This is a genomic window from Pseudomonas sp. PI1 (assembly GCF_000812405.1).
In the GTDB taxonomy this organism is placed as follows: domain Bacteria; phylum Pseudomonadota; class Gammaproteobacteria; order Pseudomonadales; family Pseudomonadaceae; genus Pseudomonas; species Pseudomonas citronellolis.
In genome coordinates this window covers 127,554-141,658 of the sequence record NZ_JWMC01000078.1, presented here as the reverse complement: position 1 = coordinate 141,658, position 14,105 = coordinate 127,554, and the positions used below count along the sequence as shown (strand labels likewise).

The 14,105-nt window shown below is 66.7% G+C and carries 11 protein-coding genes and 1 tRNA gene; all 12 read left to right on the top strand.

Going from position 1 to position 14,105, the window contains the following annotated elements:
- Positions 1-669 precede the first annotated feature (669 nt).
- The 12 genes from RN02_RS24660 to RN02_RS24605 all read left to right on the top strand — a co-directional run bounded on the left by RN02_RS24660 (position 670) and on the right by RN02_RS24605 (position 14,104).
- Positions 670-2,979, top strand: a complete 2,310-nt coding sequence (locus RN02_RS24660; protein ID WP_043317563.1) for an LTA synthase family protein — start codon at positions 670-672, stop codon at positions 2,977-2,979.
- Between the two features lie 291 nt (positions 2,980-3,270).
- Positions 3,271-4,044, top strand: a complete 774-nt coding sequence (locus RN02_RS24655) for an ABC transporter ATP-binding protein (RefSeq protein ID WP_043268338.1) — start codon at positions 3,271-3,273, stop codon at positions 4,042-4,044.
- A 14-nt stretch (positions 4,045-4,058) separates the two neighbouring features.
- Positions 4,059-4,811: an ABC transporter substrate-binding protein gene (locus RN02_RS24650; RefSeq protein WP_043317561.1), complete on the top strand. Its 753-nt coding sequence runs from the start codon at positions 4,059-4,061 to the stop codon at positions 4,809-4,811.
- A 54-nt stretch (positions 4,812-4,865) separates the two neighbouring features.
- The gene (locus tag RN02_RS24645) at positions 4,866-5,561 is read left to right on the top strand and encodes an ABC transporter permease (RefSeq protein WP_009613853.1); all 696 of its coding nucleotides are present in this window, start codon (positions 4,866-4,868) and stop codon (positions 5,559-5,561) included.
- Entirely contained in the window at positions 5,558-6,250 is a 693-nt protein-coding gene (locus RN02_RS24640; protein ID WP_009613854.1) for an ABC transporter permease, read from the top strand. The genes RN02_RS24645 and RN02_RS24640 overlap by 4 nt, the downstream gene beginning before the upstream one ends.
- A gap of 68 nt (positions 6,251-6,318) precedes the next feature.
- Positions 6,319-7,530 (top strand): methyltransferase, encoded by a 1,212-nt coding sequence (locus tag RN02_RS24635; protein ID WP_043317558.1) that lies wholly within the window; start codon positions 6,319-6,321, stop codon positions 7,528-7,530.
- A gap of 402 nt (positions 7,531-7,932) precedes the next feature.
- Positions 7,933-8,403, top strand: a complete 471-nt coding sequence (locus tag RN02_RS24630; protein ID WP_043317557.1) for a MarR family winged helix-turn-helix transcriptional regulator — start codon at positions 7,933-7,935, stop codon at positions 8,401-8,403.
- Between the two features lie 3 nt (positions 8,404-8,406).
- Entirely contained in the window at positions 8,407-9,885 is a 1,479-nt protein-coding gene (locus tag RN02_RS24625; protein ID WP_043317555.1) for an efflux transporter outer membrane subunit, read from the top strand.
- A gap of 12 nt (positions 9,886-9,897) precedes the next feature.
- The gene (locus RN02_RS24620; protein ID WP_043317553.1) at positions 9,898-11,085 is read left to right on the top strand and encodes an HlyD family secretion protein; all 1,188 of its coding nucleotides are present in this window, start codon (positions 9,898-9,900) and stop codon (positions 11,083-11,085) included.
- A gap of 13 nt (positions 11,086-11,098) precedes the next feature.
- Complete coding sequence (locus RN02_RS24615; RefSeq protein WP_009613865.1) at positions 11,099-12,637, top strand: DHA2 family efflux MFS transporter permease subunit; 1,539 nt, start codon at positions 11,099-11,101, stop codon at positions 12,635-12,637.
- A 71-nt stretch (positions 12,638-12,708) separates the two neighbouring features.
- A tRNA-Thr gene (locus RN02_RS24610) sits at positions 12,709-12,784 on the top strand.
- A gap of 408 nt (positions 12,785-13,192) precedes the next feature.
- A complete protein-coding gene (locus tag RN02_RS24605) occupies positions 13,193-14,104 on the top strand; it encodes a glycosyltransferase family 2 protein (protein WP_236695224.1) in 912 nt (303 codons plus the stop codon).
- The last annotated feature ends 1 nt before the right edge of the window (position 14,105 follow it).

Here is a 14,105-nt window from a genome sequence, read left to right as displayed (position 1 = left end):
TGGAGACCCATGGCCGCAGGGCAAAACCACGATATCCGTTGTTTTACGAGAGTCTCGTAAAACCGGCGCCCTGCCGGTGTTGGCTCCCGTACGTGCCGGAGGTTTTCCCGGCATCCCCACTACGAAACTTTTGCCTATCCACTACTGGTGGCCTGGAAGATCGGCTGAAAGCTCAGCGGGTGTCCTGGCGAGATAGGCCGAAATCTCGGCCGGTGTGATGGAGAGATCGGCGGAGACTTCCGCTGATGAGGCCTGCAAAACTTTTGCACCCCTGCCGGTCCGCTCAAAACTGAGCACACCCCACTGCCCGGAAAGTGCAGTGGCGGGGGTACTTTTCGTTTTGGGGGTATATTTGGGGGTATCAACACGAAGTCAAACCAACCAAACCCAGAAATCACTCTACCTGTAGCGATTAGTTCGATTCCGTCCCTGGCACCAAGACTCCGAAAGGCCCCTGCGTACACCAGAACCAGGGGCCTTTTGCATTTCCGCCCTCAGCCGATCACGGCTGCGCTTCCGCCACTGGTCGCCCGGCCGGCGAAACTCCCGCGGTTTCCGTTGTCTACTGGCGCGTAGCACAACGTTTTTTCAGAATGATGACATTCCGGATGATTTCCGCCCGAGGGATGGGATACTTTCAGGCCCTCGATGCCTGAAAAGGGAGTGCTCGTGCATCCTCTAAAACGCTGGTGGCAACAACGCGGCAACCTCGCGACGCTTGCCATCCTGTTCCTGGCGATCCCGCTGGCCAGCCGCCATGCCTTTGGCTGGGGCAACCTCTATGGCTATCTTTCGGATCTGGCCGCCGGCAGCCTGCTGGTCCTGTTGCTGCACCGCCTGCGCCTGTTCGTAGCCCTGCCGATCATGCTGCTGTGGGCGCTGATGACGATCGGCAACGCCGAGCTGGTCAGCGCCGTGGGCCGCATGCCCGATCCCAGCGACCTGCACTTCATGGCCGACCCGACCTTCGTCGGCAACTCCACCCAGGGCGGCGGCATCGCCCACCCGTGGCTGGCCGGCGCGCTGCTCGGCGCCATCGTGCTCTGCGCCGTGCTGTGGCGGCGCCGCGAACAGCGCCTGTCGCGCTTCGCCTATGCCGTGCCGGTGGCCCTGCTGGGCGCCCACTTCGGCTTGCAGTACGTGATCCCCAACGACGTCGACGTGTGGAAACAGTTCAACCTGCCGCACCGCCTGCTGGCCGGCGTCGCCAGCCAGGGCCAGCTCGCCGCCGAGGACTGGCTGGCCGGCGACCAGGGCGACACCCCGCCGGACGTCACCGGACTGACCCAGCTCGACCTCTCCGGCACCCCGCTGCTGTCCGGCCCGGGCACGGCGAAGAACGTGCTGATCATCACCATGGAAGGCATCCCCGGCGCCTACGTGGCGACCAACCGCGCGGCGCTGAGCAGCAGCTACGAAGAATCCATGATGCCCAGGCTCAGCGCCTGGGCCGAACGCTCGATGACCACCCCGGACTACGTGGTGCACAGCCACCAGACCATCCGCGGCCTCTATGCCCTGCTCTGCGGCGACTACAGCAAGCTGGACAACGGCACGCCCAAGGGCGTCGAGCTGCTGTCCAACCCCGGCCGCGCCGCCGAGTGCCTGCCGGCGCAGCTGCGCCAGCACGGCTTCAGCACCCACTTCCTGCAGGGCGCCGGCCTGCGTTTCATGGCCAAGGACAAGGTGATGCCGGCCATGGGCTTCGACAAGACCCTCGGCCGCGACTGGTTCAAGAAGAAGCCCTACCTGGAGTTCGCCTGGGGCATGGACGACAAGGCCTTCTTCGAGGGCGCGCTGGACTACGTCGGCGAGCTGCGCAAGAACAAGAAGCCGTGGATGCTCACCCTGCTCACCGTCGGCACCCACCAGCCCTACTCGGCCACCCCGGAATATCTGGCCAAATACCCCACCCCGCGCCAGGCCGCGGTGGGCTACCTGGATGACGCGGTCGATGCCTTCCTCGCCGGCCTGGAGAAACAGGGCGTGCTCAAGGACACCCTGGTGATCGTCACCTCCGACGAATCCCACGGCATCGACAACGTGCGCCTGGCCTCGTCCTGGGGCCTGAACCTGGTGCTGGCCCCCGAGCAGGCGGCGCTGCCGCCGGTGAAGAGCGGCGTCTACGGCCACGTCGACATGGACGCCTCGATCCTCGACTACTTCGGCTTCACTCCGCCGAAGGACGTTTCCGGCCGCTCGCTGTTCCGCGAGTACGACAAGGGCCGCGAGATGGTCTCCTTCACCAACGGTATGCTGCGCTTCCACGACGGCAGGCAGACCTTCACCGAATGCGACTTCCAGCAGGTCTGCCGGCGCTACAAGAGCGACGGCTTCATCGCCGACAGCGCCCAGTTCGTCGGCCGCTTCAGCGGCCGCGATGCGCGCCTGGTCGCCGCCCGCGCGGGCATCCTGGATCATTCGGTGATCGGTAACCCGATGGGCCGCGAATACCAGTTCGCCACCCAGGAGAAGATCCGCATCAAGCCGCAGGTCACCAACGAGTACACCGACAACCTGATCGGCGCCCAGTACCTGGAGTTCCCGGCCGACAGCCACACCACCGTGAGCCTGAAGATCCGCGCCCTGCAGATGGACAAGGCCGGCGCCAGGGTGCAGCTGAAGACCCGCGAGTTCGAGCGCCCGGTGAACCTGCCGATCCCCGAGTTCCCGCTGCTGACCCGCGACAAGCCGTTGCAGGTGACCTTCGGCTTCGACAACGAGCGGGCGCGCAAGGCCTTCTCCTTCCACCTGCTGGCCGAAGGCAAGGGCATCATCGAGATCACCGATTTCCACGTGCAGACGCAGCCGCGCAAATCGGCCATCGATGCCAGCGAGCATCCCACCCGCCTGGCCGACGGCAGCGTGCTGCCCGGCCCGCGCATCGGTGGCCGCCCGGCGCTGATGGCCGGCCAGCTCGACCAGCTCGACGAAGAGAGCCGCGACAGCAACGCCGCCGAGCCGCAGATCACCCAGTGAACCCGGGCCCCGACCAATGTCGGGGCCTGCGGTCTTTTCCCCCGCCGGCGAAGCTGGCACTATCGCGCCCCTCGTTTCGCCGGCCCCCTCGCCAGGCTTCCGGGCCCCCGGTGTTCAGCCCAGGCGACAAGGCACTGCGGCAATGCGACAAGATGCCACCATCCAGGCCCGGCGCGGCCCCCGGACGCTTGGCGCCCCCCGGGTCGCGTGATAGGTTGCGTTCGCCAGGAAGGCCCTACCCCCTGCCGCGGCGCGCCGCGAAGCATCCGAACAACAATAGAGGAGCCCCCAATGGCCGAGGCCATACCCGCACTGGAAATCCGTAACCTGCACAAGCGTTACGGCGACCTGGAAGTGCTCAAGGGCATTTCCCTGACCGCCCGCGAAGGCGACGTGATCTCCATTCTCGGCTCCTCGGGTTCCGGCAAGTCGACCTTCCTGCGCTGCATCAACCTGCTGGAAAACCCGCACCAGGGCCAGATCATCGTCGCCGGCGAAGAACTCAAGCTGAAGAAGGCCAAGGACGGGGCGCTGGTCGCCGCCGACAACCGCCAGATCAACCGCCTGCGCAGCGAACTGGGCTTCGTCTTCCAGAACTTCAACCTCTGGCCGCACATGAGCATCCTCGACAACATCATCGAGGCGCCGCGCCGCGTGCTGGGCAAGAGCCGCGCCGAAGCCATCGAGATCGCCGAGGCCCTGCTGGCCAAGGTCGGCATCGCCGACAAGCGCCACAGCTTCCCCGCGCAGCTCTCCGGCGGCCAGCAGCAGCGTGCGGCCATTGCCCGCACCCTGGCCATGCAGCCCAAGGTCATACTGTTCGACGAGCCCACTTCCGCACTGGACCCGGAGATGGTCCAGGAAGTGCTCAACGTGATCCGCGCGCTGGCCGAAGAAGGCCGCACCATGCTGCTGGTCACCCACGAAATGAATTTCGCCCGCCAGGTTTCCAGCGAGGTGGTGTTCCTCCACCAGGGCCTGGTCGAGGAACAGGGTTCCCCCGAGCAGGTCTTCGGGAACCCGCAGTCCGCGCGCTGCAAGCAGTTCATGTCCAGCCACCGCTAACGGAGCAACTTTGCATGAAGAACTATAAGAAGATCCTTCTGGCCGCTGCCGCCACCCTGGCCTTCGGCGCCCACGCGGTCGCCGCCGAGAAGCTGCGCATCGGCACCGAAGGCGCCTACCCGCCCTTCAACGGCATCGACGCCAGCGGCCAGGTGGTCGGCTTCGACCTCGACGTCGGCAAGGCCTTGTGCGCCAAGATGAAGGTCGAGTGCGAGGTGGTCACCTCCGACTGGGACGGCATCATCCCGGCGCTGAACGCCAAGAAGTTCGACTTCATCGTCGCCTCCATGTCGATCACCGACGAGCGCAAGCAGGCGGTGGACTTCACCAACCCCTACTACACCAACAAGCTGCAGTTCGTGGCGCCCAAGTCGGTGGACTTCAAGACCGACAAGGGCTACCTGAAGGGCAAGGTGATCGGTGCCCAGCGCGCGACCATCGCCGGCACCTGGCTTGAGGACAACATGTCCGACACCGTCACCATCAAGCTCTACGACACCCAGGAAAACGCCTACCTGGACCTGTCCTCGGGCCGCCTGGACGGCGTGCTGGCCGACAAGTTCGTGCAGTACGACTGGCTCAAGAGCGACGCCGGCAAGGACTTCGAGTTCAAGGGCCAGCCGGTGTTCGACAACGACAAGATCGGCATCGCCGTGCGCAAGGGCGACCCGCTGCGTGACAAGCTGAACGCCGCCCTGAAGGAAATCGTCGACGACGGCACCTACAAGAAGATCAACGACAAGTACTTCCCCTTCAGCATCTACTGATGCCAGCCCGGCGCGCCCTGTGACCCAGGGCGCGCCCCTTCAGGCGCGATCCCCATGATTTTCGACCTGCACGGTTTCGGCCCGCAGCTGGCGGCCGGCACCCTGATGACGCTCAAGCTGTCCCTGGCCGCGGTCTGCCTCGGCCTGCTCCTCGGGCTGCTCGGCGCCATCGCCAAGACCTCGAAGAATGCCTTGCTGCGCATGCTCGGCGGCGCCTACACCACCCTGGTGCGCGGCGTGCCGGAAACCCTCTGGGTGCTGATGATCTATTTCGGCACCGTGGCCGGGCTGAACGCCCTGGGCGACCTGTTCGGCAAGCCCGACCTGGCCCTGAGCCCCTTCGCCGCCGGCACCTGCGCCCTGGGCCTGTGCTTCGGCGCCTACGCCACCGAAGTCTTCCGCGGCGCCCTGCTGGCCGTGCCCAAGGGCCACCGCGAGGCCGGCCAGGCGCTGGGCCTGTCCGCCCCGCGGATCTTCTGGCGCATCGTCCTGCCGCAGGTGTGGCGCGTGGCCCTGCCGGGCCTGGGCAACCTGTACCTGATCCTGCTCAAGGACACCGCCCTGGTCTCGCTGATCACCCTCGACGAGATCATGCGCAAGGCCCAGGTCGCCTCCAACGCGACCAAGGAGCCGTTCACCTTCTACATGACCGCCGCGCTGATCTACCTGGGCCTGACCGTGTTCGTCATGGCTGCCCTGCACTTCCTGGAGCGCCGCGCCGGCCGCGGTTTCGTGAGGAACGAGCTATGACCGACATGGAGCTGATCCTCAAGTGGCTGCCGAAGATGCTCCAGGGCGCCGGGCTGACCCTCGAGCTGCTGGCCTTCGCCGTGGTCGCCGGCCTGGCCCTGGCCGTGCCGCTGGGCATCGCCCGCGCCTCGCGGCACTGGTACGTGCGCGCGCTGCCCTACACCTACATCTTCTTCTTCCGCGGCACCCCGCTGCTGCTGCAGCTGTTCATCGTCTACTACGGCCTGGCGCAGTTCGACTCGGTGCGCCAGGGCCCGCTCTGGCCGTACCTGCGCGACCCATACTGGTGCGCGCTGCTGACCATGACGCTGCACACCGCGGCCTACATCGCCGAGATCCTCCGCGGCGCCATCCACGCCATCCCGGTGGGTGAAGTGGAAGCCGCGCGGGCCCTGGGCATGTCGCGCCGCCAGGCACTGCTGCACATCATCCTGCCGCGCGCCGCGCGCATCGCCCTGCCGGCCTACAGCAACGAGGTGATCCTCATGCTCAAGGCCAGCGCCGTGGTCTACACCGTGACGCTGTTCGACATCATGGGCATGACTCGCACCATCATCGCCCGCACCTACGAGGCCATGCTGTTCTTCTGCCTCGCCGGGGTGTTCTACCTGGTCATCACCCTGGTCCTCACCCGCCTGTTCCGCCTCGCCGAGCGCTGGCTGCGGGTGGACTCCATGCAGGGGCGCTGACCGGCGCTTCCCGGAGGTGGCGGGGCCGCTATAATCGCCGCCCCGCCACTCACTCCCAGCGCACCGCCGTGGCCAACCGCCTCACCGACGACGTCCTGCTCCAGCGCTTCCAGGCCCTGGACGCCTTCCTGCTTGCCCACCAGGGGTTGTGGCGGCCCAAGCCCTTCACCCTGCTGGAATTGCCCTGGGAAGCCGAGCACCGGGAGCTGGCCGGCTGGCTGCGCGGGCGCGCCCTGGAGCAGGCCGACGCCGCGCACAACAAGCCCGAACGCCTGCCCGCCCCGGCGCCCTTCCCGGAACTGGCGAGCCGCGCCGCGCAGCTGAGCGAAGTCGAGGACCTGCCGTCCCATCCGCTGCCCAGGCTGCCGGCGCAGTTCCAGGTCGACGTGCCCGGGCGCAAATGGCAGCAGATCGAGGCCTTCGCCAGCCGCCTGGACTTCGCCACGCCCTCCGTGCAGTGGCTGGACTGGTGCGCCGGCAAGGGCCACCTCGGACGCCTGCTGGCCCATGGCGGACAGCCGCTGCTGAGCCTGGAGCGCGACCTCGCGCTGGTCAGCGACGGCCAGCGCCTGAGCGACCGCCTGGGGCTGCGCGCCATGCACGTCGAGCAGGACGTGCTCGCCGAAGGCGCCGCCCGCTACCTGCAGCCCGGCCAGACCGCCGTGGCCCTGCACGCCTGCGGCGACCTGCACGTCCAGTTGCTGCGCCTGGCGGCAAGTAAGCGCTGCCGGCAACTGGCGGTGGCGCCCTGCTGCTACAACCGCATCGCCAGCGAGCACTACCAGCCGTTATCCACAGCCGCGGGCGCTTCCCGCCTGAAGCTGGATCAGGACGACCTGCGCCTGCCGCTCGCCGAGACGGTCACCGCCGGTGCCCGGGTACGGCGCCAGCGCGACAACTCCATGGCCCGGCGCCTGGCCTTCGACCTGCTGCAGCGCGAGCTGCGCGGCAAGGACAGCTACCTGCCGGTGCCCTCGGTGCCCACCGACTGGCTGCACAAACCCTTCGCCGACTACTGCCGCGACCTGGCCGCGCTCAAGGGCCTGCCCCGCCCCGCCGAGCGTGACTGGAGCGCGCTGGAGGCCCAAGGCTGGCGGCGCCTGGCCGAGGTGCGCAATCTCGAACTGGTGCGCGGCCTGTTCCGCCGCCCGCTGGAACTCTGGCTGCTACTCGACCGCGCGCTGTTCCTCGTCGAACAGGGCTACCGGGTACGCCTGGGGCGCTTCTGCACCAGCCAGGTCACGCCGCGAAACCTGCTCATTCTCGCCGAGCACGTCTAGTACGAGCGTTCCAGAGAGAAGCCCACAGAACCTGTGGATAACTCTGTTGAGAACATCGGGAAAATCGCCCATGCGGCCCGCTGCTGGCCCGCCGGCGCGGCTCTGTTCGAATTTTGAACAGATCAGATAATTTCTTTTAAAAACATAGTCTTAAGAAAAACCTGAAAAGCGCTGAGGCTTTTTTAGCACTAGCCGCCAAGCCATGCCCCGGCATTGTGCATAAGCACTGCTGCCGGGGCCGCGTCGCACACCGAGCGGGCACATCCTGTTTCGCGGAACGCTCGCATAGTGCTTTCAGGAACGGATTGTTGCTCATTTGCAACAATCCGCTATTTGTCATTAGCTGCCTAGGCAGTATTATTTCGAAACAGATTTCCTGCCTAGACAGTTATTAGCCTTGCCATGGATCACTACCACGTCACGGACTTCCCGTTCAGGGGCTCGATCGGCCAGTTGCTGGGGCTGGCGGCCATCCTCAAGGACCGCCTGCTGGACAAGCACCTGATCCACCTGGACATCACCGCCGCGCAGTTCAAGGTGCTGTTCTTCATCGGCCAGAACCGCGCCAACACCCCGGGCGAGCTGTGCCGCGAGCTGTCCATCGACAGCGGCTCGATGACGCGCATGCTCGATCGCCTGGCGAAGAAAGACCTGCTGCTGCGCCAGCCCTGCCCCAACGACCGGCGCAGCGTGCGCCTGCAGCTCAGCCCCGCCGGCGAGGCGGTGAACGCCCAGGCGCCACAGATCGCCGTGCGGGCGATGAACGAACTGGTCGGCTGCCTCAGCCCCGAGGAACTGCTGACTCTCACCCGGCTGCTGGACAAGATCCTCGCCAGCCATGGCGTCGCGCCCGGCGCGACCCAGGAGAAGTAGGCCATGCGTGCATTCCGCTTACCCGCCGCTACCCTGCTGGCCAGCGCCGTGGCGCTGGCCGGCTGCGTCAGCTCCTCGGGCCTGGCGCCCAACGGCAAGGCGCTCGACAGCGCCTCGCTGCAGGCTGGCCGCAGCCTCGACGGCACACCGCTGTCCAGTGCCGCCTGGCCACGCCGGAACTGGTGGAGCAGCCTGGGCGACGCCCAGCTCGACAGCCTGATCGACGAGGCCCTGAAAGGCGCACCGGACCTGCAGATCGCCGACGCCCGCGCGCGCCAGGCCGCCGCCGCGGCCAACGCCGCCGATGCCGAGCGCATGCCTACGCTCAATGGCAAGGCCAGCTATGCGGGCATCCGCGCGCCCACCAGCGTGCTCCCCGCGCCAACGGGCGGGCATTATTCGGCGGTGAAGTACCTGTCCCTGGGCTTCAACTACGATTTCGACCTCTGGGGCGGCCAGCGCGCCGCCTGGGAAGCCGCCCTCGGCCAGGCCAACGCCGCCGAGGTGGACCGCCAGGCCGCGGCCATCACCCTCTCGGCCAACGTCGCCCGCGCCTATAGCGAGCTGGGCCACGCCTTCGCCGTGCGCGACCTGTCCCGCGACGAGCTGGAACGTTCGCAGCGCCTGTTCGAGCTCAGCCGCAAGCGCATGGACGCCGGCCTGGACAGCAAGGTGCAGTTGCAGCAGACGCAAACCCAGGTGGCCAGTGCCCGCCAGCAGCTGGCCGCCGCCGAACAGCAGATCGCCAGCGACCGCATCGCCCTGGCCGTGCTGCTCGGCCAGGGGCCGGACCGCGGCCTCGACCTGCAGCGCCCGCAAGCGCTCAAGACCGACGCCCTGAGCCTGCCGCCGAACCTGCCGGCGGAACTGCTCGGCCGCCGCCCGGACATAGTCGCCGCACGCTGGCGCGTCGAGGCCGCGGGCAAGGACATCCGGGCGGCGAAGACGCAGTTCTACCCGAACCTCAACCTGGGCGCGATGGTCGGCCTGGCCAGCATGCACACCAGCGACCTGCTGGAGGCGCCGAGCCGCTTCTTCCAGGTCGCCCCGGCCATCTCCCTGCCGCTGTTCGACGGCGGCCGCCTGCGCGCCAACCTGGCCGGTAAGGACGCGGACTACGATCTGGCCGTGGCGCAGTACAACAAGACCCTGGTCGGCGCCCTGGGCGAGGTCAGCGACGACCTCAGCCAACTGCGCTCGCTGGAGCAGCAACTGGTCGACCAGCGCGAGGCCCGCGACATCGCCAAGTCCAACTTCGAACTGGCCATGCGCCGCTATGGCGAAGGCGTCGGCAACTACCTCGACGCCCTCAGCGTGCAGCAACAGCTGCTGCTCGCCGAGCGCCAACTGGCCAACCTGGAAGCCCAGCGCATCGACCTCTCCGTCCAGCTGGTGCAAGCCCTGGGCGGCGGCTTCCAGGCCGACTCCGTTCCCCCGTCTTCCGCCCCGCTCGCCCAGGCGGGCGCAGCTGCCGTGCACTAAGAGGCAACCGCCATGACCACCGATACCCAAGAAACCACCGGCGGCAACCCCCAGCGCAAGCGCTGGCTGCTGATCCTGCTGGTCGTCGTCATCCTCGCCGGCATCGCCGCGGCGCTCTGGGAGTTCCTCTACGGGCGCTGGCACGAAGACACCGACGATGCCTACGTCAACGGCAACGTGGTGCAGATCACCCCGCAGATCACCGGCACCGTGGTCAGCATCGGCGCCGACGACGGCAACCTGGTGCACAAGGGCCAGGTGCTGGTGAAGTTCGACCCCAGCGACGCCGACGTGGCCCTGCAGCAGGCCGAAGCCAACCTGGCGCGCACCGTGCGCCAGGTGCGCGGGCTGTTCAGCAACGTCGACGGCTACAAGGCCGACGTCGCCGCGAAGAAGGTCGCCCTGGCCAAGGCCGAGGCCGACTTCAAGCGCCGCCAACACCTGGCCGACGACGGCGCCATCTCCCGCGAGGAACTGGCCCACGCCCGCGACGCGCTGGACACCGCGCGCAGCTCGCTGACCAGCGCCGAGCAGCAACTGGACACCAACCGCGCGCTGGTGGACGACACCGTCGTCGCCTCCCACCCCGACGTCAAGGCGGCCGCCGCCAAGCTGCGCCAGGCCTACCTGGACGACGCCCGCGCGGTGATAGTCGCGCCGGTGACCGGCTACGTGGCCAAGCGCACCGTGCAGGTCGGCCAGCGCGTGCAACCGGGCACCGCGCTGATGGCGGTGATCCCCCTGGAGCAGGTGTGGATCGACGCCAACTTCAAGGAAACCCAGCTGCAGCACATGCGCATCGGCCAGCCGGTGGAAATCCGTTCGGACCTCTACGGCAGCTCGGTCAAGTACCAGGGCAGCGTGGAAAGCCTGGGCGTGGGCACCGGCAGCGCCTTCTCCCTGCTGCCGGCGCAGAACGCCACCGGCAACTGGATCAAGATCGTCCAGCGCGTGCCCGTGCGCATCCGCGTCGACGCCAGGCAACTGGACGAGCATCCGCTGCGCATCGGTCTGTCGATGGACGTCAACGTCGACCTGCACGACCAGAGCGGCCCCGCCCTGTCGCAGCAGCCGCCGAAGGAAGCGCTGTTCTCCACCGACGTCTACCAGCAGCAGCTGGCCTCGGCGGACCAGCTCATCGAGCAGCTGATCCACGCCAACATGGCCGACGGCCGCAGCCGCAGCACCGCCGCGCGCTGAGTCCGGAAGCATCATGAGCGAGAACAGCAGCAACGGCGCCTTCAGCCCGCCCAGCCTGGTGATGGCCACCATCGGCCTGTCCCTGGCGACCTTCATGCAGGTGCTGGACACCACCATCGCCAACGTCGCCCTGCCGACCATCTCCGGCAACCTCGGGGTGAGCGCCGAGCAGGGCACCTGGGTGATCACCTCCTTCGCGGTGAGCAACGCCATCGCCCTGCCGCTGACCGGCTGGCTGAGCCGCAAGGTCGGCGAGGTGCGGCTGTTCATCGCCGCCACCCTCCTCTTCGTGATCGCCTCCTTCCTCTGCGGCGTGGCCCAGCAGATGGGCACGCTGGTGGGCTTCCGGGCGCTGCAGGGCTTCGTCGCCGGGCCGCTGTACCCGATCACCCAGACGCTGCTGATCTCCATCTACCCGCCGGCCAAGCGCGGCATGGCCCTGGCGCTGCTGGCCATGGTCACGGTGGTGGCGCCCATCGCCGGGCCGATCCTCGGCGGCTGGATCACCGACAGCTACAGTTGGCCGTGGATCTTCTTCATCAACGTGCCCATCGGCCTGTTCGCCGCCTTCGTGGTCTACCAGCAACTGAAGAAACGCCCGGTGGTGATCAAGCATGCGCCCATGGACTACATGGGGCTGATCCTGCTGGTCCTCGGCGTGGGCGCCCTGCAGATCGTGCTCGACAAGGGCAACGACCTGGACTGGTTCGAGTCGAACTTCATCGTCGGCGGCACCGTGGTGTCGGCCATCGCCCTGGCGGCCTTCGTCATCTGGGAACTGACCGACAAGCACCCGATCGTCAACCTGCGCCTGTTCGTGCACCGCAACTTCACCTTCGGCACCCTGGCGCTGGTGGGCGGCTACGCCGGCTTCTTCGGCATGAACCTGCTGCTGCCGCAGTGGCTGCAGACGCAGATGGGCTACACCGCCACCTGGGCGGGCCTGGCCGCGGCGCCGATCGGCATCCTGCCGGTGTTCCTCTCGCCGCTGGTCGGACGCTACGCCAACAACTTCGACCTGCGCATCCTCGCCGGCCTGGCCTTCCTGGTGATGTCCGTCACCAGCTTCATGCGCGCCGCCTTCAACACCGAGGTCGACTACTACCACATCGCCCTGGTGCAGACGCTCATGGGCCTGGGCGTGGCCTTCTTCTTCATGCCCATCCTCAGCATCCTGCTCTCCGACCTGCCGCCGGACCAGATCGCCGACGGCTCGGGCCTGGCCACCTTCCTGCGCACCCTGGGCGGCAGCTTCGCGGCCTCCCTCACCACCTGGATCTGGGACCGCCGCGCCACGCTGCACCACGCCCACCTGACGGAAAGCCTGAGCACCTACGACCCGGCCACCCGCGACGCCCTGGACCTGCTCGGCGGCGCCAACCAGCACGGCGCGGCCATGCTCGACCGCATCGTCGAAGGCCAGGCCTACATGCTCTCCACGGTGGAATACTTCACCCTGCTCGGCTGGCTGTTCCTGACCCTGCTGGCCATCATCTGGCTGGCCAAGCCCCCCTTCGGCGCCAAGCCGGGAGCGGCCGCCAGCGGCCACTGAGCGAACGGGCACAGGCTGAAAAATCAGAGGTTTACACCGCCCGGCGCGTGGCTATAATGGCGTCCCTCCTTGCCGGTATAGCTCAGCTGGTAGAGCAACTGACTTGTAATCAGTAGGTCCCGGGTTCGACTCCTGGTGCCGGCACCATCTTTCTCAAGACGACTTGGGCTCACCTTCGGGTGGGCCCAAGTCGTTCTTGCCGCAAGGAAAAGCTCTATCTCCGGGGTTGTACCGGCGAAGAAACTTTTTGCCTTGAGTGGAATCTAATTACGCCTTATAGATGCCGCTGAGTTTCGCGTCCTTCTCAGGTCCATCCGCCGTCCAGCAGCCTAGAATAGCCAGAGTGTGTTTACGGGTTTACTCCCCAGGTCCGATGCATATAATTGCCGCCTTTTCCACCAGATCGCCCAGATCGGCAGCTGTCCCGCACCTGCCGGTACCCCATGGATGGCGGATTCGCAAGAACCGGATGGATTCGCCGGAGGCACTGTGTTGACTTCTTCGCCCTCTGCATCACCCCCAAAGGGGCAGAGTTCGCCTTCCGCGCCCGAGCGGGTGGCCATCCTGCTGTCGACGTACAACGGCGAACGCTTTCTCGCCGAACAACTCGACTCCCTGATCGCCCAGACCCACAAGGACTGGACGATCTATGCCTCCGACGATGGCTCCAGCGATGCGACATTGGACATCCTAGCGAAGTACCGTGCGCAGCTTGGCGATGACCGCCTCGTCATTGTGCAAGGCCCCCGCCAGGGGTTCGCGGCGAACTTCCTGAGCCTGCTGGCCCGGGAAGAAATCCAGGCCCCTTATTTCGCTTTCTGCGACCAGGATGACCTCTGGATCCCCGAGCGACTCGCGATGGGGCTGGATTGGATGCGCGGCCTTCCCGCCGATCGCCCGGCGCTTTTCTGCTCCAGGACGCAGCTTATCGACAGCGGTGGCAAGCCCATTGGGCTGTCGCCCCTGTTCCTGCGCCCACCGACTTTCGAAAACGCCCTGGTGCAAAGCATCGCGGGCGGCAACACCATGCTGTTCAATGCATCGACCCGGGAGTTGTTGCGACAGACGCCGAAGGGCGAACACATCATTTCCCACGACTGGTGGACCTACCTGCTGGTGACCGGTTGTGGTGGCCACGTGTCCTACGATCCGCGGCCGACGGTCGATTATCGTCAGCATGGCCGAAACCTTGTCGGCTCCAACGCAAGCCTTCAGGAGCGTGTCGTGCGGGTATGCAAGATGTTCAAGGGCACCTTTCGTGAATGGATGGATGCCAACCTGCACGCCTTGACGGTTTTCCGCCCCCACCTGACCCCGGATCACCAGTTGACCCTGCAGCTATTCGAGCAGGCCCGAGCATCGGCACTTCCCAAGCGCCTGCAACTGATCCGAAAATCTGGCGTCCACAGGCAGTCTCCACTGGGTACCCTGGGCCTGACCGCCGCCGCCATCCTCCATAGGATTTAAT